General features: G+C 55.1%; 15 protein-coding genes and 2 pseudogenes. 11 read left to right on the forward strand and 6 right to left on the reverse strand.

From position 1 onward, the window contains the following. Positions 1-26: 26 nt before the first annotated feature. Genes ACR0IK_RS18725 through ACR0IK_RS18740 form a run of 4 tightly spaced genes read right to left on the reverse strand, consistent with a single transcriptional unit; the run spans position 27 to position 3149 of the window. On the reverse strand, positions 27-1100 hold the full coding sequence (locus ACR0IK_RS18725) for a C4-dicarboxylate TRAP transporter substrate-binding protein (RefSeq protein WP_480642719.1): 1074 nt from the start codon (positions 1098-1100) through the stop codon (positions 27-29). 25 nt (positions 1101-1125) lie between these two features. Beyond that, the gene (locus tag ACR0IK_RS18730) at positions 1126-1584 is read right to left on the reverse strand and encodes an OsmC family protein (protein WP_480642801.1); all 459 of its coding nucleotides are present in this window, start codon (positions 1582-1584) and stop codon (positions 1126-1128) included. Between the two features lie 18 nt (positions 1585-1602). Next, positions 1603-2268, reverse strand: a complete 666-nt coding sequence (locus ACR0IK_RS18735) for a malonic semialdehyde reductase (RefSeq protein ID WP_480596248.1) — start codon at positions 2266-2268, stop codon at positions 1603-1605. Then, positions 2265-3149 carry a fumarylacetoacetate hydrolase family protein gene (locus ACR0IK_RS18740; protein ID WP_480642720.1) on the reverse strand — a complete coding sequence of 295 codons (885 nt, stop codon included), beginning with the start codon at positions 3147-3149 and terminating at the stop codon, positions 2265-2267. Before ACR0IK_RS18740 ends, ACR0IK_RS18735 begins: the two co-directional genes overlap by 4 nt. Positions 3150-3233: 84 nt before the next feature. Between ACR0IK_RS18740 and ACR0IK_RS18745 the strand changes: the two genes are divergently transcribed. The 6 genes and pseudogenes from ACR0IK_RS18745 to ACR0IK_RS18770 form a co-directional block, all read left to right on the forward strand. Beyond that, on the forward strand, positions 3234-3620 hold the full coding sequence (locus tag ACR0IK_RS18745) for a YciI family protein (RefSeq protein ID WP_480642721.1): 387 nt from the start codon (positions 3234-3236) through the stop codon (positions 3618-3620). A gap of 42 nt (positions 3621-3662) precedes the next feature. Beyond that, on the forward strand, positions 3663-4328 hold the full coding sequence (locus tag ACR0IK_RS18750) for a GntR family transcriptional regulator (RefSeq protein ID WP_480642723.1): 666 nt from the start codon (positions 3663-3665) through the stop codon (positions 4326-4328). A 1-nt stretch (position 4329) separates the two neighbouring features. After that, positions 4330-5628: a malonyl-CoA decarboxylase gene (locus ACR0IK_RS18755; protein WP_480642725.1), complete on the forward strand. Its 1299-nt coding sequence runs from the start codon at positions 4330-4332 to the stop codon at positions 5626-5628. Continuing rightward, positions 5625-7148 (forward strand): malonate--CoA ligase, encoded by a 1524-nt coding sequence (locus ACR0IK_RS18760; protein WP_480642726.1) that lies wholly within the window; start codon positions 5625-5627, stop codon positions 7146-7148. Before ACR0IK_RS18755 ends, ACR0IK_RS18760 begins: the two co-directional genes overlap by 4 nt. Before the next feature lie 89 nt (positions 7149-7237). After that, positions 7238-8125 carry a YghX family hydrolase gene (gene yghX, locus ACR0IK_RS18765; RefSeq protein ID WP_480642727.1) on the forward strand — a complete coding sequence of 296 codons (888 nt, stop codon included), beginning with the start codon at positions 7238-7240 and terminating at the stop codon, positions 8123-8125. Positions 8126-8494: 369 nt separating this feature from the next. Then, positions 8495-8665, forward strand: a pseudogene (locus ACR0IK_RS18770) (IS5/IS1182 family transposase); the annotation flags it as partial. A gap of 358 nt (positions 8666-9023) precedes the next feature. Here ACR0IK_RS18770 and ACR0IK_RS18775 read toward each other — a convergent pair. Continuing rightward, on the reverse strand, positions 9024-12698 hold the full coding sequence (locus ACR0IK_RS18775; protein ID WP_480642729.1) for an ATP-binding protein: 3675 nt from the start codon (positions 12696-12698) through the stop codon (positions 9024-9026). Positions 12699-13388: 690 nt separating this feature from the next. Here ACR0IK_RS18775 and ACR0IK_RS18780 point away from each other — a divergent pair. Both ACR0IK_RS18780 and ACR0IK_RS18785 read left to right on the forward strand, forming a co-directional pair. After that, positions 13389-19145, forward strand: coding sequence for an alkaline phosphatase D family protein (locus ACR0IK_RS18780; protein WP_480642731.1), 5757 nt, complete (start codon positions 13389-13391; stop codon positions 19143-19145). 63 nt (positions 19146-19208) lie between these two features. Beyond that, positions 19209-19412 (forward strand): annotated as a pseudogene (locus ACR0IK_RS18785) (transposase); the annotation flags it as partial. Positions 19413-20255: 843 nt separating this feature from the next. Here the strand turns inward: ACR0IK_RS18785 and ACR0IK_RS18790 are convergent. Further along, positions 20256-20927, reverse strand: coding sequence for a GntR family transcriptional regulator (locus ACR0IK_RS18790; protein WP_480642733.1), 672 nt, complete (start codon positions 20925-20927; stop codon positions 20256-20258). A 117-nt stretch (positions 20928-21044) separates the two neighbouring features. Here ACR0IK_RS18790 and ACR0IK_RS18795 point away from each other — a divergent pair, with 117 nt between their 5' ends. The 3 genes from ACR0IK_RS18795 to ACR0IK_RS18805 all read left to right on the forward strand — a co-directional run bounded on the left by ACR0IK_RS18795 (position 21045) and on the right by ACR0IK_RS18805 (position 23901). Continuing rightward, positions 21045-22043, forward strand: coding sequence for a TRAP transporter substrate-binding protein (locus ACR0IK_RS18795; RefSeq protein ID WP_480642734.1), 999 nt, complete (start codon positions 21045-21047; stop codon positions 22041-22043). Between the two features lie 78 nt (positions 22044-22121). Further along, positions 22122-22607 (forward strand): TRAP transporter small permease, encoded by a 486-nt coding sequence (locus ACR0IK_RS18800; RefSeq protein WP_480642735.1) that lies wholly within the window; start codon positions 22122-22124, stop codon positions 22605-22607. Positions 22608-22617: 10 nt separating this feature from the next. Then, positions 22618-23901, forward strand: coding sequence for a TRAP transporter large permease (locus ACR0IK_RS18805; RefSeq protein ID WP_480642737.1), 1284 nt, complete (start codon positions 22618-22620; stop codon positions 23899-23901). Positions 23902-23932 lie beyond the last annotated feature (31 nt).

Raw genomic sequence — 23932 nt, forward strand, 5'->3', positions numbered from 1 at the left:
GGCCCCTTTCTCGGGTCGCCGAACGATTATTCGGCCGTCCAGTCGCGCACACCAGTGAAACCGGCATCCTGAAGCTTGCCGAGATAAGCGGCCAGCATATCCGTGCCCTGCTCGCCGTTCTCATTCAGCGTTGCAGCCCATTCCTGCGCAACATTGGGCATCGCATTTGCCCACGCAGCGCGGTCTTCATCCGAGATTTCAATGATCGATCCGCCAGCTTCTACAAAGGCATCTCGTGACGCAGTGGCTCGGTCCATCGCAATGCCTGCCACGTGGTCACGGTAGTCGATAGCCACGGCCTGAAGTACGTCTTTGACCTCATCGGGCAGATTTGCCCAGTAATCGGCGTTGACGGTGACTGTCTTTGTATTCACCGCGCCAAGGTCTGCCTTCAACATGTATGGGGCCACTTCTACGATCTTGAACGTCTTGGAAGCTTCCGGCCAAATCATCACGCAATCGACAAGGCCGGTTTGAACCATGTTGTAGAAATCAGTGAGGCCTCCGCGAACGCCCGCCGCGTCCTTGATACCCTCGAGATAGCGCAGGTTCAGGCCGGCGCCCGCGATTTTGCGTCCTTCAAGGTCTGCAACTTTCTCGACCGGCTCTGAGCAGAACATCTGATATGTGTCGAGCACAACACCCGTCGCCAGATAGACCTGATTTTGCGCAGCGAACTCATTCTGCATTGCCGGGTATTCTCGCGCGATCTCATCCACGGCTTTGGCCACCGCGCGGGCATCCGACGCGACGAATGGTGTCGAGCCTGAGATCCCCTGACTGGGCAGCTTGGATGAATGGAAGATGGTTGTGACGATGCCAATGTCCCCCAAACCCAGTTGTACACCTTCAAGAACACCTTTGGGTTTTACGATCGAACCGCCATAGTTCTCCTGCCAGTTCATCTTGTAGTTACCGGACTCAGCCAGCCGCTTGTCCACTTCTGGAATGAAGAAGTTGGTGAATTCCTTCACCCACAGCGCACGGTCGGGGTAGCCATCAATCACGACCGCGGAAATGGTTTCTTCTGCGGTAACGGGCAGCGCCATAACGCTAGCTAAAGCGGCTCCCATTAGGCTGCGTTTGGTCCAGTTTTTCATTTCTCTCCTCCCAGAAAGTCGGGTCTTATTTATTTTTTGTTTTGACCCAGTTGACGGTCAGGTCCGTGCCTGCCGCTTCAAACAGTTTTGCGATGGCGCAATACTTGGCTGTCTCCACGCCCACGCGTGTCAGTTCCTGCTGACTGGCGGGCGTATCGCACTTCACAGTGAGTTCGATTTCGGGAAACGGAACATCGATCTCCTCTTCCATCAGGACACCGCGCCGATCCAGCCTGCATTTCGTGTCGATTGTCACCGTGCCGAGATCAACTCCCAACTGGTGTGCGTTCTTGTGTCCGATGACGTTGGTACAGGCGATCAGGGCCGCCATTACGGTTTCGGTTGGAGACGGGCCTAGATTTGTTCCACCTCGTTCGACGGGCTCGTCGACAATCACATCAGGATCGCGAATTGCAATCTCAGCGCGCGTGTGTGTCGGGCACTGGGCTGTCGTGCGGTACGTCACGACAGGTTTCACTTTCATCGCCACTGCGCCCCCTCCTCATGCATATGAGCAAACCTTTTCGAATGGGAAACGCGGCAGCTTGTGGAACAAACCGGTTTCGTCCGCATAGCCCAGATTGCAAAGAAAGTTCGACTTGAGCGTCGTGCCGGCGAAGAATTCCTCGTCGACGATCCGGTTCGAAAAGCCTGACATGGCGCCAACGTCCAACCCGACAGCCCGGGCCGCGATCATGAAGTAAGCGCCCTGAAGCGTTCCATTGCGAAACGCAGTGTCGGCCACGTAGTCGGGATTGTTTTCGAACAATGGCCGGCGATCTTCGTGCGGGAAAAGAAAGGGCAGCTCCTTCCAGAACTCCAAGTCGTAGGCAATGATGGCCGTGACTGGCGCATCCCTCATCTTTGGAACGTTCTTTGGTTTTAAAGACCTGGCAAGTCGCTCTTTGCCTTCGGCACTTTTCACGAAAACAAAACGGGCAGGCAGCGTGTTCATGCTGGTCGCGCCGTTGATCGTGATGTCGTAGATCTCTTCAAGCAACGCGTCGGAAACCGGTTCGTCGGTCCATGCGTAGTGAGACCTGGACTCGCGCAGGATCAAGGCGATTGCGTCATCCGACAGACGAGGAATGCGCGCACGCAGATCACGATGATCTTGCTGCGCTTTGGCGCGAAGTGCCTCCAGTTCTGCCCCGGTCGGTGCGCTCATTCTGCGGCCACCTTCGATCTGGTATCTTTTTCGTCGACGATCGGGCTGGCACATATGCCGATACATTCGATCTCTACCTCGACGGTTTCACCCGGCTTCAACCAGCGAGGTTCGGGTTTTTTGGCATGGCCCACGCCCGGCGGTGTTCCCAATGCAATCAGATCGCCCGGTTCGAGGGTCATGAACTCTGAAATTGTCGCAATCACCTGGCGGACGCCCCAGATCATGTTGGTGGTATTTGAACTTTGTAGGACTTCATCGCCAACGCGGCTTTCGATTTTCAGGCCCGAAGCTCCCTCGGGCAACTCATCCGGGGTAACCGTGAAAGGACCAATTGCTCCGGTGTCGTCAAAGTTCTTGCCCGGCGTCCACTGAACCGTCTTGCGCTGATAGTCCCGCACCGACCCATCGTTGAAAACAGTATAACCAAACACATGGTCCAGCGCGTCTTCTTCCGAGATATGACGACCGCGCTTCCCAACGATCAGCATCAGTTCCGCTTCGTAGTCGAAAAGCTCGGAAGCCGCCGGTCGCACCATGGGTTTTCCAGCCGCCATGATTGAGTTCTTTCCACGCATGAACAGCGTAGGGTACTCGGGGATATCGTATCCACCTTCTTTGATGTGGTCGGTATAGTTCAATCCCATGCAAATAATCGTGCCGGGGTCGGCCACTGGCAAAGCCGGGGTGATAGTCGAGACTGGCACAGACACCGCTGCCGAGATTTTATCGGCGAGTGAGTCGCTCAAACCCGGATTGGCAATCAGTCCCATCAGATCTGTGCCAACGCCAGAGTCTAAAGACGTTAAATTTACTGCATTTTCGTCACTTACGGCAAAAACCGCAGTGCCTTCCGAAGTCTCTCCCACCAGGTATTTCATTTTCACCATCCATATCAGTTCGCTTGATTTTTGCCGACTATTTTGCAATATGTCAAATAATATCGATATTTTTGGAGAGTGCTAATGGTCGCTTGGACGGACTACAAATCAGAAGCAAAGAACCGTGGCGCATTGGCTTTGGAGCTTTATGTTGCTCACAGCACACCAGCCAAGGCGCCCGAAGATGTGAAGGCTTCACTGCCCGGTCACCTGGCATATCAGGCGCAACTTGAACGTTCGGGTCAGCTGGCTTTTGCCGGGCCAATGTCGGATGAAACCGGTGAGCACATGCAGGGAATGGGCCTGATCATCTACCGCGCCGACAGCCTTGAGGCCGCTCGAAAGCTGGCCGAGGACGATCCGATGCATAAGAGCGGGGCGCGCAGTTTTGTGCTTCGGCGCTGGATGATCAACGAAGGCTCTCTGAACCTCTCAGTCGGCCTATCGACCGGAACAAGCGCCCTCAGTTAAAAGCACTTCAAAGATTGCGCATTCAAAGAGGAAAAGTCGGATATGGACGTCATGCTTGATACCGAGGGCAAAGAGAAATCGGCCACTCATGGTGCGTATCGAAGGCTGCGCGATATGATCCTCACAGGCGAGTTGCCTCCCGGGCAGAAGCTTAAGATCGAACAACTCCGTGGTCTTCTGGACACCGGCGCAAGCCCGGTTCGCGAAGCGCTTAGCCTACTGACCTCTGACATGCTGGTCGAACGGATCGATCAGCGCGGATTTCGAGCAGCGCCAGTCAGCAAAGCCAACTTCGAGGAAATACTATTGCTGCGATGCAACCTCGAGGAAACAGCGCTCCGCGCTTCCATCGCCAATGCAGACGGAGCTTGGGAGGACAGGCTTGTCTTGCGTCATCACCATATGAAAAAGGCCGGTCAAAAAGGTGCACCTGACTTCGAAGACGCCCACAAAGCGTTTCATATGGCCTTGTTGGAAAATGCAAAACTGCCGTTGCTGCTACGGTATTGCTCGCAGCTTTACGACCTCAACATTCGCTACCGGTATCTGGCAGCGGGAGGGCCAAGTTACAAAAAGCGCGATATCGCTGCCGAACACCAGCAAATTCTAGATGCCGCACTCGACCACGACGCGGACAGCGCAACCCGGCACTTGCTCAACCACTACCGCCGAACGGGTGAGTACCTGAGCAGTCAGATGGAGTCCTGAAATGCAGCGGAACTGGTTTCTGGGCGATCTGCTGAATCAGCTGTTAGACCGTCCCGGCAAAAGGCGCGGCAACGATGACAACCGATCAATTGTAGAGCTTTGTGAGGCCTTGTTGTCCACCGAAGGCGAAGTATCGGGTTTCACCCTCGCCTCCACAATTCTTGATCGCTACCAAACCTTGGAAGACCCCGAGAAATTGGAGTTTTTCGCCTATTTGAATGACCAACTTGAGCTGGACGCGGATCAGCTTGCCGAAACGGCAAGCCTCTATGCCAAGGGCCGAAGTGCCGATTTATATCAAAAGCTTAGTGAAGCTGCGGAACCCAGACGGCAAGAGTTGCTGCGCCGATTGAACCAACCTTCCGGCGCGACACAAGAACTCGTATCAATGCGCGTTGACCTGTTGCGCTTTCTCAAATCCAACCCCGAGCTCAAACGAACAGATATTGATTTCATCCATTTGTTGCGGAGCTGGTTCAATCGGGGCTTTCTTGTCCTCAAACAAATCAGTTGGGATACCCCAGCCCGCGTTCTGGACAAGATCGTTGCCTATGAGGCAGTCCATCAGATCAACGATCTGGACGATCTGCGACGCAGGCTCTATCCACCGGATCGTCGTTGCTTTGCGTTCTTCCATCCATCGATGCCGGATGAACCGCTGATTTTTGTCGAAGTTGCTCTGACGGCTGAAGTTCCAGACGCAATTGATGCGCTTTTGTCCGAAGGTCGGGAACCGATCCAGGTCGAACAAGCAAAAGTCGCGGCGTTCTATTCCATTTCAAATTGCCAGAAGGGTTTAATGGGTATCAGCTTTGGAAACCTGTTGATCAAACAGGTTGTGACCGAGCTGTCGCGAGAGCTTCAGGGGATTGATACCTTTGTGACCTTGTCGCCAATACCAGGGCTTAACCGTTGGTTGGCGGGCGAGACAGAACACCCTGAGCACGGCCACGCCGCCGAGGCCGTGCTTGAGGCAACAACCTCGCCACAAGATTTGCGCGCGATGGCCGCCCGATACCTGTTGTTCGCCAAGCGCGAGGATGGGATGCCGCTGGATCCCGTGGCACGCTTCCACCTCGGCAATGGTGCCGAGTTGCACGAGCTGCACGCCGAAGCCGATTTATCGCCAAACGGACGATCACAATCCGGCGGTGCGATGGTCAACTACCTTTATGATTTGAACAAAACAGAACGTCATCACGAAGAATTCGCAACACACGCGACAATCGAAGCCTCGCGTTCAGTTCGCGCGGCATCAACCGCCGCACTTGCTGCCAAGCCAAGGGAACATACAGAGTGACAAATACCCTCTACGATAGTTTGTTTGCTCACCATGAAGGAAACGAGGCGCCGTTCCTGCAACTCGATGATGGCCAAGTGGTGTCCTACCACGCGTTTTTGAAGCGTGCGGCGCAGATCGCGCATGTTTTGCATATCAACGGAGTTTCCCCCGGCGATCGCATCGTTGTGCAAGCCCCCAAGTTGGCCGATACGATTGCGCTCTACGCCGCTTCGGTTCAGGCAGGTGCAGTCTACCTGCCGCTTAACACTGCTTACACATTGCCAGAGCTGGAGTATTTCATCTCTGATGCCCAACCTGCGATGATCGTCTGCGACGGCAAAGACGAGGCTGAAATCGGAAAACTGGCGACCCGATCTGGCGCCAAGCTGCTGACCCTCGGCGGCGATACTCCGAGCCTGAGCCTTGAGGCAGACGCGCAGCCCTGCATATTCGAAACCGTGGATCGCGCACCGGACGACCTTGCGGCGTTGCTGTATACGTCAGGCACCACAGGCCGCTCAAAGGGCGCAATGCTGAGCCATCAAAACCTGCTATCCAACGCCCATGCTCTCGTTGATCTGTGGGGGATTACAAACGACGATCGCTTGATTCACGCACTGCCGATCTTTCATACGCACGGTCTGTTCGTGGCGATGAACACATCACACCTTGCCGGTTCCGAAGTTCGGCTGATGGAAAAATTCGACGTTGGCTTGACCTTGGAGGAATTGCCGCGCTCGACCCTTCTGATGGGTGTACCCACTTTCTACACCAGATTGCTAGCGGATGAAGGTTTCACCAAAGAGGTCACGGGGAACATGCGTCTGTTTATTTCCGGTTCAGCCCCATTGCTGGCCGAAACACACGGGGCGTTCGAAACGCGGACCGGGCACCGTATCCTTGAGCGCTACGGCATGACCGAAACGAACATGAACACCTCTAATCCTTACAGTGGTGAGCGTCGCGCGGGAACTGTTGGCATGGCGCTACCCGGCACCGAGGTGATCGTGACCAACCCTGAAACCGGAGAGCCGTTGGCCCAAGGCGAGGTTGGAATGATCGAAGTTCGCGGCCCCAACGTGTTCAAAGGCTATTGGCAGATGCCCGAGAAAACCGCCGAAGAACTGCGAGAGAACGGGTTTTTCATCACCGGGGACTTGGGCCAGTACAGTGAGGATAGCTATCTGTCGATAGTGGGCAGGTCAAAAGACCTTATCATTACTGGTGGTTACAACGTCTATCCCAAAGAAATTGAAGACATCCTGAACGACATCGACGGTGTTCTGGAATCGGCGGTTTTCGGCGTCCCCGACAACGACTTCGGTGAAGCAATCATCGCCGCTCTGGTCGCAGAGCCAGGCGAAAAACTTGACACGGATCGGATTGCGGGGACCATCAGGGACAAGCTGTCGCGCTTTAAGCATCCGCGCCGCTACGAACTTGTCCCGGAATTGCCACGAAACACTATGGGAAAAGTTCAAAAGAACGTGCTGCGCGAACGGTACGCGAGCAAGGAACTGTCACCGGCGGTATCTTAGGAAGCCCATCCAGACGCTCAATTAAATCAAGACCTTCAGATCGGATACTACCCACCCTTCAGACTGCCAAACTCATTAGGAGATCCACAATGACTCGCATGACGGCAAAAGACTTCGACCAGGAGCTTCTGGACCTGTATGACTTTTACGCGCACGGCAAGATCACCAAGCGCCAATTCCTGGATCGCGCCGGCAAGTTCGCGGTCGGCGGCGTGACAGCGGTCGCGCTGCTGAACATGCTCAGCCCGAACTACGCGATGGCTCAGCAAGTGTCGTTCAACGATCCCGATATCCACGCGGACTACATCACCTACCCTTCACCGAATGGAACCGGTGATGTTCGCGGCTACCTTGTCCGACCCGCCGGCGTTGAAGAGACCCTGCCCGCGGTATTGGTAATCCACGAAAACCGCGGCCTTAACCCCTACATCGAAGATGTGGCGCGCCGATTGGCGAAGGCCGGGTTTATGGCACTGGCCCCCGACGGTCTGACGTCAGTGGGAGGATACCCAGGCAACGACGCGGATGGGCGCGCGCTGCAAAAGACAGTGGACCAGGTCGAATTGATGAACGATTTCTTCAATGGATTTGAATACCTATTGAACCGAGATGATTGCACTGGAAAGGTCGGCGCTGTTGGTTTCTGCTACGGCGGCGGTGTGGTCAGCGCAATTGCCGTGGCCTATCCCGAACTGGCCGCTGGTGTCCCGTTCTACGGGCGCCAGCCAGCGGCCGAGGATGTGGCCAAAATTCAGGCGCCGTTGCTTGTTCAGATGGGAGAGCTTGACGAACGCATCAACGCGGGCTGGCCAGATTTTGAGGCCGCCCTGCAGGCCAACGACAAGGTATACGAGGCCTATATCTACGAAAACGCCAACCACGGTTTTCATAATGACAGCACGCCACGCTATGACGAGGAAATGGCAAACCTGGCCTGGGACCGCACAATTGAATGGTTCAAAACCTATCTGGAGTAATTGGGGTGTGCTGCGAAGCCATTCTTGCGTTGATATCGCTTTGCCGACACCCACAATGCTCCGAGAATAATTCCCGGGAACGCCGCTCGTTCGCCGCGAAATGATGGTGTCAGTCATGATCTTCTCTCAAAAGCGCTTGCCGTACTGAATGTGAAGCTATCGTTCAGTAATAGAAGCCCCCGCACTGGCCTACAACCGCGCGAATTTCCGCCCAGCAAAAAGCATCGAGCTGTTGGTGGCTCAAACTGTCAGACGGTTGTTTGCCGCGCCTTACACGCTTGTCCAAACCGACGAACAGAACTATGAAAACCAGAAACGCAGACTCTCGCTACGAACGAGGGAGCCTCGGGGGGCAGGTCATAGTATATCGGCTACCACCGCCGAAGCCGTGTCGAGACCAAGATGCATTGTATGAAACTTCTAGGACAGAGTCTCATGGCGAGGGACTTCGACCGACAGGTTGCCGAAATCCAGGTACGCGTCGCCGTCCTGAACCGCTACACCGCTCTCGGCGTACCCGTCACAGAACCCCTCGGATAAGTTCGTCCAGGAAAAGGGGACCTGCGGCCAGAACCTGAGTTGTGCAACAAAGCCACCCAATCACAAAACGCAACTAAGACAACAAAGAGAGCTGACATGTTGCGGGAAATGTTGCGGAATTTCGATTGTTAAGGGATTGCCAAAAATTTCGACACATCAGAGTCAAGTCAAGCATTCGTTTTTATTGTGTTTTTCACGCATCGCCACTTTCTTAAGTGTGGAGCATCACTGACGCTATGACTCAATCAGCAGCCGAAACCTCAACAAATCCATGAATCACGTCATTCAATTCTGACCCATACATCAAGCACTACTAGTCCAGCATGTAGGGTGGTCTGCTTGGCATCAGCGCCCCGTATCAGAATTCCTGTCTATCGTTCTGCCACCGCCTGATTTCCGCAGCGATCAAAGCCGAGTCCTTGCGCAACTCATGCGTATCTGCCCACTGCTTTGCCTGCGCCCATTCGGCCATGGCAAGGTTGTATTTTCCATCCAGCCTGTGACTTGTGCCCCGCCACATACCAAGCTGCGCTTTTCCGACAGAAAAGGCTTTGCTGTAGTCTTCCATTTTGGACAGAGCGCTTTTTTCCAGACTGTTCCAGTCTTCGTACCGATCGGAAAACCCCGTTTCGCGCCCGCGCAGAAGCACTTCCAGCACGCTGGAAATACCGACAATTACACTGTGAGATGACGGTCGGCGCATCTTGTCCAGCAGTTTCAGGGTCGCAGCGGCGGCATCAAAACCTTCCGATTGGTTCCCGATGCGCGTAAGCGCCAGCGCCAGGGCGCCTACGGCAGAAATCTGGGCCGCCAAATCAACAGAGCCAGACATGCCGGACGTGGTTAAGCGCAAAATATCCACAGCTTCGCGCGGCCTCTCGATATGCAGAAGGCAAAGGGCCTTGCACCTCAGTGCCCAAACTTCCTGCTGGATATTGCCGGCATTCTGGGCCCTCAGCAGCAACAGATATGCGGTTTCTTCCAAGGCGCTCAGATTGCCTCGATAATATTGCGACCAGAAACGAATTCCCTGTGCGTTACACCATCGCAACTGATCCCCTGATTTCACGGCAAGAGCCTGCGCCATCTCAAGCCGTTCGTCGACCTTATCCCATTCGCAGAAACCTAGCCGCCAAAGGGCATCCAAGGTACATACGTGCGCATGCAAAGACGGATCGTCCAGCTTAATCGCTACTTGTTCCGCACGATTCATCAGCCTGGCATTCAGGGTCCGCCAACCCATCATGCCCAGACCAGCGGCGAGTTGGCAGTTGGACAACACGGTTTCTACCGAAATTCCCGTATTCTCTGACCGGTTAACAGCGCCCAGAAGGTTGCACATTCCCTGGACAAAGCGCAGTTCGAAATAATCTACCGTCGCGGCCTGGTTCAGACAGCGCGCTATTTCGCCATCCCAATCCGACTTTTTTGATGTCACAACATAATTGCGGGACAGCGGCAAGTATTGACGCGCAACTATGCGAAAACCTCGTTCAACGAGGCAAAAGACAGTCGAGATCTTGGTATTCGGTATTTTTTCCCCGGCCGCATCCAGTGCTTGCCGGATCGCTTTGCCCTGGGCCTGAATATCTCCGCGACCATAATGTGCTTCCGCAAGTTGTCGGCGCCAACGAACCAATCTCAATTGGTCATTTTGCCTCCGGCCGCGTCGATGCGGTTTGTGTTCCAGACAAATTGAAATGAAGGATTCAACCTCGCGATAGGCTCCGGTACGCAGCGCATTTGTGGCGGCGATATCTGCATACTTGACCGCATGATCTGCAAGCCCGGCCGCTTCAAAATGCTGGACCAAGGCGGGAAGGTTTCGACCTTCGGCATCGGGATGTTCGGCTTCAAGCAAAAGGGCAAGGGATCTATGCAGCGCTCGTCTGCGTTCACTTGGAATCGATTGGTAGACGACATCTCGGATTTGATCATGACGGAACTCGAACCCTCTGTTCTTCCCTCGGCGTATTAACTGAGCGTCCGTCAGGTGATTGATGATATCGGTTGGTTCAAATCCCAGCAGAGCTTCGAGCGGCTTGATTGCGAAAGAGCGCCCAACTACGGAAGCGGCCTCCAGAGCGCTTCGCGATCTCTGATCCAATCGATCAACCCGTTCACGAATGACCTTCTCGACTCCTTCGAAGAAGGCGAGATCGGTCAATGGCAGGATGGATTGCCAACACCCGTCGCGGATCGAAATCAGTCCCTGGTTCTTCAGCGTGAGCGTGATTTCTTCCACAAAAAGCGGATTGCCACCTGCCAGCTCCGCAATTCTCTGGGCGACATCGTCATGCGGAGGGACATCATCCAAGATTCGATCCATCAGTCTTTTGACCGAGACATCGTCAAGCTCTCTGACCTGGAGCGGGCGAAAATACCAGGCAAGATCATTTTCTTCCGAACCAAGCCCCGCATCGATTCTTTCCGCGCGCTTGTATAAAGAGTCGAGCTGCTTCGGCATTTCGCCAACGCGGACACACAGAACAACCAAAATTGAGTCTAGTGACCCAAAAATCCACTCCAGCAGCCGCCATGAAGCGGAATCGAGCCACTGGCTGTCTTCCAGAACCAGGGTGAAGGGACGGGGAACCAAGACGTTGATGACTTCGCCGACAAGGCGCATCGCCGCGTCGACTCTGTTAGCCCCTTTCAGATGAAGCGTACTTGCAGTTTCAGGCTGTTCGGCGGCCAGGAGATCACCCAACAGAGGCAAACGGTCAGCAAGATCAGAGGCATCGGGAATGCGGTCGCGGATGGCGTTGTAAACCTCAAGTCCCGAATTGTCGTCATCCATCTTCAGGAGACCGGCCAACACCCTGCGCCACACGAGCATCGACGTGCGCCGATCATCCCGTTCGGCATGTGCAACAACGACTTCACCTGTTTCAATGCTCAAGTTGCGCGCGAACGCATTGATCAGCGTGGTTTTTCCAATGCCGGGTTCCCCAAGTACCGCGACCAGTCTCTTCGCTCCGGACTTGACCTCTTCATGAGCTTTCAAAAGCCAGGTCAACTCGTCCGCTCGCCCGATCAATCCGGTTTGACTGCGACTGGTAACTTGACGTTCAACCGGACGAAATACGGGAACAAGTTGCCCCAAACCGGCCAGTTGCAGCGCCTCGCTTTCCTGGAAGTTGAATTGATCCCGCGTCACTCTCTGAGTTTGGGAATCGCAATGGACACCATCCAGCGCCTTGTTCATCAGACGCGCCGCGCGGTTGACCGGCTGGCCAAAGAGGATGGGTTCCAAATGACGGGTATTGCCAACGATCTGGTGCAGAACATCGCCTGTTGCCACGCCGATTGATGCCTTCAGTTCCAATCGGTGCGCGGCGTTTTCGATTGCAATTGCGAAATCCAGCGCCCGTTGGGGATCATCGCGATGAAAGGACCCGGTTTCTCCAAAAGCCGCAAGACAGGTCAGCCCATCCTTATCCATTATGAAGTCAGCCGTCGGACCGTCCCGATGATTGAGTTCGGACTGAATTTCGAGGCACAGCGTCTGCAGGGTTGGAAACACGTCCAAAATATCGGACGAGCGCAGATAGACGCGGATGAATACCACGGTCATGGGACGAATTTCGGCCAGCGCTCTGAACGCACTCAGCGCATTTTCCAGCCCCGCCGCGTCCTGAGGTGCATTTTCCCGAAGTCGTTCCAGCAGATGGCATATCCTTGGGGGAAGGAATCCCTTTACCCATTCTTCGGACGGGCCGCTGGCTTTCTCTGCCGCGGTTGTTGCGGCGGCGTCTTGCACAACGCTGTCATTATTCGTCAGAGCGGCGTTTGCTTCGGCGGAGAGTTGTACCTGACGCGCGCCCGCGCGCCCAAGCGCGTCCGATGCCTGTGAACAGGCATTGCCGCCCGCGAGGAGCTGCCAGTGGGGGTCACCGCTCAGGGCTGCAATCCAGATATCTCCGCAGCCCAGACCTGCGTGAAACTCGGGCTGAACCGAGCTGTCATCAGTGTCGGTTCCGGCCCACGGATTTCGACAAATGACCTCGGCGCATGCGGCGGCATCACGCACCGCCCGCGTCGGATTGCCGGGCGTGTTCAGCCAAAAGGCCAGAATGGAGTCGCCGGTAAAGCGATAGACATCACCGCCGCGGGACACGATCTGTTCCACGCACAGGCTGTAAGGCTGGTCCAGCGTTTTCGGGATTTGCTCCATCCCGGACTGGCCGCGATGGGACAGGCTTTCGACCAGCGCCGTGTATCGCGACACATCAATCAGCAATGCCGCACCGGATAACCTGACGAAACTGGGTCTTGCCCCATCGGCGCCATGAAGCTGTCGCAGAAGATGTAGTGGCAGTAAACCGCCAAGTGATTGCAATGAAACGTCCAAATCCGATCTCCGTGAGGTCGGGACACTGTTCAAACGCCAAACTGACCGGACAGTGCGCAGGCGACGCAACCTCTGATCCGGCTCGTTTGGGCACTCGCCTTATCGAGGATTGTCGCACATTTTCCTCTAAAAACGAAAAGCGGGATTTACGGGCGGGTCTTCCCGTTTAACCCGCCATCCCGCCGGACCTTGGGAAATTCACGCCAGGATATGCTAGAGTGACAATATTGAAGTGCCCTGGGGGGATGGCACGCATAATTGAACGTCGTCCGCCACATTCAGCCCCGGTGGTTCACCGATGGCGCGTTCCACGGCCCGGAGCGCCTATCGAATGGTTTCCCCGTATTCGGGCCGGCTGGACCATTTGCCATGACTGATTTCGACTCTGTCTCACGCACCGCCTGGATTTCGCAAGGATTTGAAAGGCTGGTTGATCGTGTTCGCTCCAATCCCACCGACGTGCATTTCGATGTGCTGATCATCGGTAGCGGCTATGGCGGGGCCATGGCCGCGGCGGTTCTGGCCGGGCGCACGATTGGGACTGACACCGCAAAGGTTGCGGTTCTGGAACGCGGGAACGAATATCTGCCTGGCGCGTTTCCAACCGGGCTGGGTGAGCTGGCCAAACACGTTCGGCGGGACGGGAACCGGCAGGGGCTGTTCGACTTACGGCTCGGCCCCGAGGTCAACACGGTCGTCGCCAACGGCGTTGGCGGCGGGTCCCTGATCAATGCCGGCGTCATGGAGACGCCGAAGCCAGGCGTTTTCCAGAATGACTGGCCTGCGGAAGTGTCCGACCTCACGACGTTGGAACCTTTCTATACCAGAGCCATGAAAAAGCTGGGCGCGCATGTGGACGGAGTGCCGAACAAAATCGACAACCACCCCGACGGAGTACCGCTCAAACACCAGGCGTTGGAAGATATCGCCCCGCATGCGACGTTCAGGTCGGCGGCAATAACCGTTGCCATGAAAGACCGCGTCAATTGCGCCGGCGTCAGGCTGAATAAATGCCTGCAATGCGGGGATTGTGCGACGGGATGCAATTTCGGAGCCAAGGAATCGCTGGATCTGAGCTTGTTGGCGACTGCCCATCAGGCTGGCGCGGAAATATTCAGCGGCGCAACCGTGCTCTTCGTGTCGAAGGACGACACCAGTTGGGTGGTCAACACGGTTTACACCGACAAGAGCCTGCGGCTTAGGGATGGTGCGGTCGTGAAGATCCGGGCCGACAAGGTCATACTTGCGGCGGGGACGTTGGGATCGAACGAAATTCTCGAACGCTCCGGCGAAGGCGGGTTGGCTGTTTCAGCCAAAAATATTGGGCAGGGATGCTCGACCAACGGCGACATGCTGGCGGTGGATTTTGCGACCGATACGGTTGTGAACAATGTGGCCGATGAAAGCGTGCAACCGTCTCAGCGCGCTATTGGTCCGACGATCACCGGCATCATCGATCTGCGGGATGCCAAGGGCATTCTGATCGAAGAAATTTCGGTCCCCGCGTCGTTGCGCCTTGCATTCAATGAGGTGTTCGGTTCTGTCAATGCCCTTCAGGGGTTGCAAGACATTGACTGGTCGATCCATTCCGATGGATTTCTGACCGACGATGGGTACGCGGTGCCGCCGCCACACATCAAGAAAACCGCCGCGTTTGCCATTATGGGCGACGACGGGGCGCAGGGTTCGATTGAATTCAAGGTCGAATGGAATGACACCGAGGTCGATGGCACCGCCGTCATGAGATGGCCGACCGATGCCGAACCAGAGATTTTTGAGAAGGAGATAACCGAATTATCCAAATTGACCACCGACACGGGAGGGCGGTTGATCGCAAATCCTGCCTGGCGGCCCTTGCCCAAGGATATGGATTTTCTGGTCGGGGATCAGACAGGCCCAGTTACAACCGTGCATCCACTGGGCGGTCTGAACATGGCCGACAGCGGGACACATGGGGTGGTCAACCATCTCGGGCAGGTCTTCAGGTCTGAAACCTCGAACAGCGTTTACGATGATCTTGTCGTTCTGGATGGTTCGATCGTGCCCACCGCGTTGGGGACAAACCCGGCACTGACAATTGCCGCACTGGCCCTGCGCGCGGCCGAGGAACTGGCGGTGCAATGGTCGTTAGGGGCCAAACCTGACGTCGCGGCCGATACACAGCCTTTCGAGCGGCCGGTCTTTCGCGAGACCGACAGGGCGGCTGCACCGCAGCCGACCGAAGTCGAGGTGATCGAACGTCTTTCCGGACCTGTGGAGTTGACCCCTGACGGAGGATCACCAGATCAGTACATTGCCGAGCTGACGTTGCGGTTTAAGCCCAAACCGGTTCAGGACTTGAATCCGGGGGCTCAGGGGGATTGCACGCTTGTTCTTTCCGAGGACGAACTGGACCCGCTGACCCGAAGCGAAATCCGGATATTCCGGAAGGATGACTGGGAACCACTCAGCAAGACATGGAGCCCTCCTATGTGGCGCGAGCGGGAGCTTGACGCCATAGCGATCCTTCGCGCGCCACTGACCGGCCACCTCAAAGTTCTGGAGCGCGAAAGCAGCTGGCCCACGGGGCGGATCTGGAGGGCGGGCAAGGCATGGTTGCTGAACCGGGGTTTGCGGGACATCTACCAGGCGACCTTCGAAGATCACACAGGCGGGTCCGGACCGGGGCTTCTTAGCCGGATCAAATCCGGGATCGCCATCGCCAGCAAGGCCGGTGAAGTCAGGAAACTGGTTTACAGATTAAAGATTGGTCCCGCAGTTTCGGGGTCCGAAATTCAACTTGGCGGAAATCGCATTCGAGGTGTCAAACGGTTCACATACAACCGTCGCGGCAACCCGTGGCGGCAATTGATGGACGTGACGCTGGAAGACTTCCCGGGGCTCAACAGACGCGGACCGCGTGTCCTAAATCTGGATATGGTATATCTTGCGCGGATCGGCGTTCCGCTGTTCCGGATTACAAAGCAGTCGGATGCCATGACCGCGATTTCGGACATTACCGGATTTGTCGGCTATTTCTTACGTCTGCTGCTTGGCATTCATATCTGGAGTTTCCGGGCTCCGGATACGAATGATGACAGCAAGGTGATCGACTTCGCGCCGCCGGATCAACTCAGGCTGTCAGATGGTACAACCGTGAACGCTGACGTGTTTTGTGACGGTGGCCAAATTGGGGCCGAAGTGCCGGATCTCGACAAATCGCTTGGCCCAATCGAGGGGAAGGTTCGGATCACCCGCTACCCCAACCCAAATGCCACAAGGCCTCCGGTGGTCATGTTCCACGGCTACAGCGCCGGTGGCACCACATTTGCACATCACGCGGTCAATCCGAACTTTGCCAGCCACCTGTGGGAAAGCGGGCGGGAGGTTCTGATCGCTGATCTTCGCACCAGCCCGTATTTTCGCGAAACAACGGCGACCGTACCCTGGAGTTTCGACCAGATCGCCGCGAATGACGTTCATTATGTGATCAACAAGGCGATCGAGGTCACCGAGGCGCAGCAGGTCGATGTGGTGGCTCATTGTATGGGGACGGTCGTGTGCAGTATGGCGATCCTGGGCTCGGCATCGGACCCGCCCGGCCCGGATGATCTGTTCACAAAGGTCCGGCGCGTGGCGTTCACGCAGGTTGGACCCCTTGTGGTGTTTTCCCCGATCAATATTCTGCGTGGCTATATCATGAAATATTTGGTCGGGCTACTACCTGACAACTACCAGTTTCGCCCTGACCCCCGGTCCCTGGCGGACGACATACTGGACCGAGTGCTGGCAACGTTGCCATACCCCGTCGATGAGTTCGATATCGAAAACCCCGTGATACCCTGGAAACGCACGCCCTGGACCAGAACGCGGCACCGGATGGATGCGCTGTACGGGCGCGACTTCAACGCAGCCAAGATGGACCCCGGAGTCCTGGAGTTTATAGACGAACATTTCGGAGCGTTGAGCATTCGGACTGTCAGTTCCACCCTGCACTATGCCCGAAATGATATGATGACGGATTTTCGGGGCCGGAACAAATGGGTTTCGCGGGAAAATTTCGACACAACTTGGAGTGATATTCCGACCTTCAGCGTGCATGGTGGCGAAAACGGGCTGTCTGATCCCGTTACCGTCGACAGAATGAAAAAAATTCTGCATGACGCCGGGATTCAATATCTTATGCCGGAGATCGTCGAGCACGCAGGGCACCAGGACGCTCTGATCGGCGCGGACAGGTTGACCACATTTGAACATATCCGCACGTTCCTGGACCTGGACCTGCCGCCCCATAAGGGTAAACGCAACACCGATAAAGTGGTCCATCCCCCCTGGATCGGGCCGGTCATGACACTTGAGACTCCTGAGGCCGCCACGACGCCGGGTTATATTGCGCGGATCGGCGCAGCGCCATCGCATAGAAAACCTGAAAGCATTGTGTTGTTGCGGGTTCAAGTAACAGATGACCGGATACTGCGACCTGACACGCAAACCGATGATTGGGACGAAGACTATCTGCTGTTGTCGATGGTTGTGTACCCTGAACAGGAATTCGCGAAGGACGGCTGGGCCGTTTTCGAGGTTCCCAAGCAGGAATTCATGCCGGGGTTCAATTCTGAAAAACCGGGCAACGCCACATTGGTGTTGATCGCATATGACGAGGCCGATGTATTGGCGCCGGCTGCGGGCCGCCAATATTACTTTGTTCAACGAGACGACAATCGCCAGGATCACGTGTTCAAGTTCGGCCGTGACGGTAAGCCTACGCGCGCAGCACCGGAGGAATTCGATCTCGAACGGTTCGTAAACACCCGCAAGGCGGTTTCAAGGTCGCTGCTCCGAGGGGCCAGTTTGACAAGACCCACGGACGAGACTTACAGGTCGGGTCTCACCCTGCGTGGTCGACGGGATATGAACAGGGTTGCAGTTGATCCGAGGTCTGATACCGGCATGCGGGACGTGACGGTATCAGAATTGGAGTTCGCGTCCAACCAGGCAGTTGCAGATGCGGTGTTCGATCAGCTTCAGGATCAGGACGATATCATACTGGATGGTGTCATTCCCGATTGGAAATTGCCCGACGGTAATGAGCAAACGCGCTTTATGTTCGGATCGTGTCAGTATCCGGCAGGGTTGCTGGACAAGCCAGTGACCTACAATTCCTACGGGACGCTGGCCGAACGGCTGGCCAACTCTGCCACGCCGCCGCGCTTCTGTTTTCTGGTCGGAGATCAGGTTTATGTCGATGCGACCGCCGGTCTGTTTGATCCGCGGGACATCAACGACCGCTACCGGACCCCGTACGAGAATTGGTTAAGAGCCCCGACGGTGCGCGAGGCGCTTCGGTCGGTACCATCCTATATGTTGCTGGACGACCATGAAATCGTGGACAATTGGGAACCCAGGACCGGAGTGAATGACAAGCAATCGGATTGGTTCAAGGAAGCAATGTGCGCATACAAAAAATACCAACACGGATTGCATTGGAACCGTCAAGACTTCGAACACGGCAACGCACGCTTCTTCCTGCTGAATACCCGAACCGACAGAACGCGGCGGGCTGTGGGTGACCTTGCGAACGCGGAACTTGCCGATAGGTCGGCGATGACAAATCTCAAAGGCTGGATGGACCAGGGCAACGGTGTAAAATTCATTGTGACGCCATCGATGTTTCTGCCACGACATCGTCGCGCTATTCAGCGGGACACCCGGCTGCACCCCGACAACCTCAGCGCCATTCACTCGGATGGATGGGACGGGTATCTTGCTTCAATGCGTGAAGTCTTGGACCATATCGCAAAAAATCAGATCAAACATATCGTGTTTCTGTCCGGGGACGAACATCGCGCCTGTCTGGCCACCGGCGATATCTTCAACGCACAAAATCAGCAGGTCGCGCGTTTTGCATCTGTTCACACATCCGCGCTGTGGGCACCGTTTCCTTTCGCGAATTCCCTGGAGGAGGACACTGCCGATCAGGAAACGTTCACATTCGATTTGGCAGGTGATCAGTTCTCCTGCGTTGTGAAAACTGAAAGGCCGGTGGCCGGTGACGGTCCGACATTCGTCTCCGTGCGTTCATCGGGCAATGACTGGTTTGTCGATTGCGAATTCTCGGACGGATTGACAAGGACAATAGCCTTTTAGGTTCAGGACCCATTGATTTCCGATTGATTGTGAGCTTCACGATTCAAGAAACGAGCGGTGAACATGTCTGATCTATTCTGGTTGAACGACGCGCAAATGGCGCGGCCTGCACCTTTCTTTCCAAAGTCCCATGGCAAGCCTCGTGTTGGCGATAAACGCGTGCTGAGTGGAATTATCTTCATCAATCGCAGTGGCTTACGGTGGCGCGACGCGCCCAAAGGATACGGACCGCGCAAGACGTTGTACAATTGTTGGAAGCAATGGAGCGGTATTAGTGCCGCAGATTTGCGACACGCCTAAGTCTTCATCGACCAACGCGTCAGGCCATGTTGAGAACGCCCATTCTTCGTACACCATTAGACTTTGCAAAGTCCGCATTCTGCGCGCAGCAGTCATCTGCAGTGCTTGGCACTGCAAACGCGGCGAAGGTCTGTCTGGTGGCCACTATTACTTTTTGAAGTTTGACAGATGGATTCAATCGCAAATAGCGGCAAGCCCTCTTCCCCATCACCTTCCTTTCGTGGGCCAGCGGGATTTGGACAAGCCAAACGCCCCTGGCCGTCAGGGTGAGGGCGCGGCCCTCCCCCTCGGGCAACCCTTTTAGACAGGGCCGTGTCCTCGGTTTTGCCTGCGGGCCGCACCACCTCTGTCGAATAGCGTTGCCTCGCCCCCTCCCGCGTTCGCCACGCGGCAGATTAGCAGGAACAGGCGGTTTCGCTGTCTGACCTACAAATCAGCTCTGATTTTCCGAAAGGGAAGTCAGAACAAACCAAACTGCCTGCGGGAGCATAAAATGGGGGCGGCGTGTTAGTTGATTACGCAAAGGTCAAATTCAACTGATGTCCAACGTTGGGGGTGGCTTCTGATGTCGAACGTTCACCTAGTTTCTGGTCCAACTATGACGTTTGGGTCAGGTTCGTGTGACGTTCAACAATTTGTCGGGCGACACATAGTTTTGCCATTCGGCGACATCTAAGTAATTGATTTTATGAAAACTTGGTTTTCTGAAGCGCGCAAACTTTGCCATTTGCGACTCAAAGGCTTTCCATCAAATCAGAATGGTCAAAATGCCGCCACTAGTCTTCAGTGCTACTTCTGTAACTGAGCCTCCTATGTTTGATTGACACCAACCAAATCAGAATAAGAACGCTCACCGCGAGTGATTTGACGTTTGAGGGTGTTCGTTGCTGCTTTTACTTTACCCTCGCCCAATAGCGATGTGATCGCTTGATGTTCCTTGAAAGATTTCGTTGTTCGATTGGAACGCTTGGACAGATGCGTCCGCATAGTTTGGACGATATCACTGACTTTTTGATATCCATCCCGCAGGTAACTGTTTCCGCAGGACCTGAAAAACGCGTCGTGAAACTCGGCGTCAAGTTCCAAGTACTGCTCGAATTCATCCGCTTCCTGCGCTTCTGACATCTTCGAAACAATTGTAGCCAGTTCATTGATCAGAACCGAGGGGTTCTTTTCAAGCGCCTGCTCCAAAGCTGCAGATTCTAGGATGAGCCGATACTGGCAAAGCTGCACCACGTCCTCTTGAGAAAGAGAGAATACAAAGGCTCCGCGATGAGGAAAGATCTGAACGAGCCCCTGAAGATTCAAAGCTGATAGAGCTTCGCGAATCGGAGTTTTGCTGATGCCCATGGCATTTGACAGCTTCACTTCCGGCAACGATTCACCCAATTGAAACGTGCCATTGATAATGCCTTTTCGGATATGCACCTCAGCAGTTTTACTCAATGAATCCGGGCGCTTAATCTGCAAAATCTCGGTCATTTTCACTTCGTCCCATTTCGTCTCGCTAACACAATAACACATGTAAGCTTGATTTCTATATTATATCTGATATCTCAGATAATAGATCGAAAATATCTAAATCCGTGGGAGGATACCTTGTTCAGGAAATCAACATTGGCGCTTGGCGTCGTCATGTCAGCCGGGCTTGTTTTTGCAGCATCCGCTGAAACAGCTATTAAGGTTGGGCATGGCGCAGCAGAAGCGTTTCATATGCATCGCGCGCTACTGAAATTTGAAGAACTGGTCGAAGCTGGCTCGAATGGTGAGATCGACGTACAGATATTCCCTTCGTCGCAGATGGGGCCTGATCGCGAAATGATCGAAGGTGTTCAAACCGGCGTTCTGGAAATGGCCATTCCTCCTTCTTCTTTCTTCGCGGGCTGGGACCCGGCATTTGCAGTAATTGAACTGCCTTACATGTATTCCTCCAAAGACATCGCCTTTGATGTTCTTGATGGCGATGCTGGTGATGACATGCTTGCACGGGTCGAAAACCAGGGATTGGTCGGTCTTGGCTGGCTTGAATTGGGAGTACGCAACGTGACAAACAATGTTCGTCCGGTTGCGACCCCTGCAGACCTCGAAGGTGTCAAGCTGCGTACCATGAAGGTTCCGGCGCATGTGGCGACATTCGAAACGCTCGGGGCCAACCCGACGCCGATGAACTTTGGTGAGGTCTATTCTGCCCTCCAGCAGGGCGTGATCGACGGCCAGGAAAACCCGCTGGCGATCATTACCTCACAGCGTTTCTACGAGGTGCAGAAATACCTTTCGACCACGGGCCATGTCTTTGCGGTCTATATGCCTGTCATCTCCAAACCGTTCTTTGACTCGCTGTCCGCAGAGCATCAGCAACTGGTGCGGGACTCGATGGCCGCCGCACGTGACTATCAAGCGGAACTGGTCGCAAGCGAAGATGCGGAACAGCTGGAACAGATCCGTGCTGCCGGTGTCGAGGTTCTGGAACTGACTGCAGAGCAGCGACAGGCCTTTGCCGACAAAACCGAAAGCGTCCGCCTGCAGTATCGCGACGAGGTTGGCGCCGAAGCCTATGACGACTGGGTAGCAGCGGTTTCCGCAGCGAGCGGAAGCTGACCCTCGGACTACTCAGCCAATACGGGCACCCGTGCCATGAGGGTTCGGGTGCCCCTTTCGTTCAAGGGGAGGTGAACGGTGTCGGTTATCAAATGGATCGATATGAATGCCGAAAAGGTCTTAGCCAGTGCACTTTTGGCCGCGATTGTCTTGTTGATCTTTGGCAATGTGTTCATGCGCTACATTCTGAATGCCTCTCTTTCATGGGGCGAAGAGCTAACGCTTTGGCTGTTTGTATGGTTTGTCTGGCTTGGCGTCAGCTATGCATTCCACACAGGCGATCATGTGCGTATCACGGTCCTGCGTGATGTCCTAAGCGAGCGCGCAAGGCTTTACGCGGATATTGTGATCGCGCTTCTTGTCCTTGGATTTCTGATCGTTCTGACAGTTGAATGCATCAAGCTTATCCGACAGCCTTTTGTGGCCAGTCAGACCTCAGTCGTTTTGGGACTACCGATCCCGATCCTTTATGCTTCGGCGCCGATTGGCGCGGGCCTGTCCGCGATCCGCGTCACTCAACATCTGATCCGAACCCTGCGTCTGATCGCAGGGACCAAGGCGTGAGGAACCCGGCATGCTTGCAACAACGCTTTTTCTGACGCTCTTTGCCCTGTTGCTCTTCAGCGTGCCTATTGGCATCTGTCTGGGCTTGGCCACTATGATTGTGATGGTCTTTGTGGATGGCACGCCACCCATGGTTCTTCTGGCACGGTCGGTGGTAACTGGCGCGGACTCGTTTCCTCTAATTGCCGTCCCTCTGTTCATATTGGCAGGCGACCTGATGCAGCACGGCGGAATGTCTCGTCGATTGGTTGGGTTCGCTAACGCACTGATCGGGCATATCCGCGGTGGGCTTGCTTATGTGAACGTACTCGCCTGCGTGTTCTTTGCCGCCATATCCGGTTCGTCTCCTGCGACCGTAGCCGCCATCGGATCGAACATGATCCCCGAGATGGAAAAGGTCGGCTATACGCGCAAATTCAGCGGCGCATTGACGGCATCCTCGGGAATGATCGGTGTAATGATCCCGCCAAGTATTCCCTTCATCATCTATGGTGTTACTGCCGAGGTTTCGATCGGCAAACTGTTTCTTGCAGGCGTTGTTCCTGGCATCCTTTTTGCCCTCATGTTCATGTTGGTCGCTCGTGTTCTGCTGCGAAAGGACGAGGTTGTTCACCAATCGACGACTACGTTCTCAGGTCCGGGCGTCTGGCAGAGCTTCCGGTCTTCCATCTGGGCGCTTCTAGTACCCGTGATTATTCTTGGGGGCATCTATAGCGGCATCTTTACCCCAACCGAAGCCGGTGCCGTGGCCGTGGTTTATGCCGCTTTCATCGGCATCTTCGTTTATGGAGACATCACCCTCAAGGACCTGCCAGAGGTTTTGGCGGGCAGTGCAAAGACCAGCGGGACCATTCTGATATTGGTGATCATGGCGACCGCCTTTGGCAGGTTGATCACGCTCGCAAGAATCCCGACAGAACTCGCAACAACAATCACCAGCCTATCCGACAATCCGATCATCATTTTGTTGTTGATCAATTTGCTTTTGCTGGTGATCGGAATGTTCATGGAGACGATTTCGTCGATCATCATCATGACGCCGATCCTGCTGCCGGTTGCAACCGCGCTGGGTGTCGATCCGATTGTTTTTGGTGTCATCTTGACGGTCAACTTGGCCATTGGGTTTTGCACACCACCTTTGGGAGTGAACCTGTTCGTGGCCAGCAGCATTTCGAAGGTTTCCATCGAAAGCCTCAGCCGGGCGATCCTGCCATTCTTTGTCGGCATGCTGATCTTGTTGATGTTCATCACCTATGTGCCCGCAATTTCCTTGGCCTTGCCATCCCTTTGGTGACCGACTGAGGAGCTTCAACCGTTAGACAACG

This window comes from Ruegeria sp. BF7 (genome assembly GCF_056538605.1).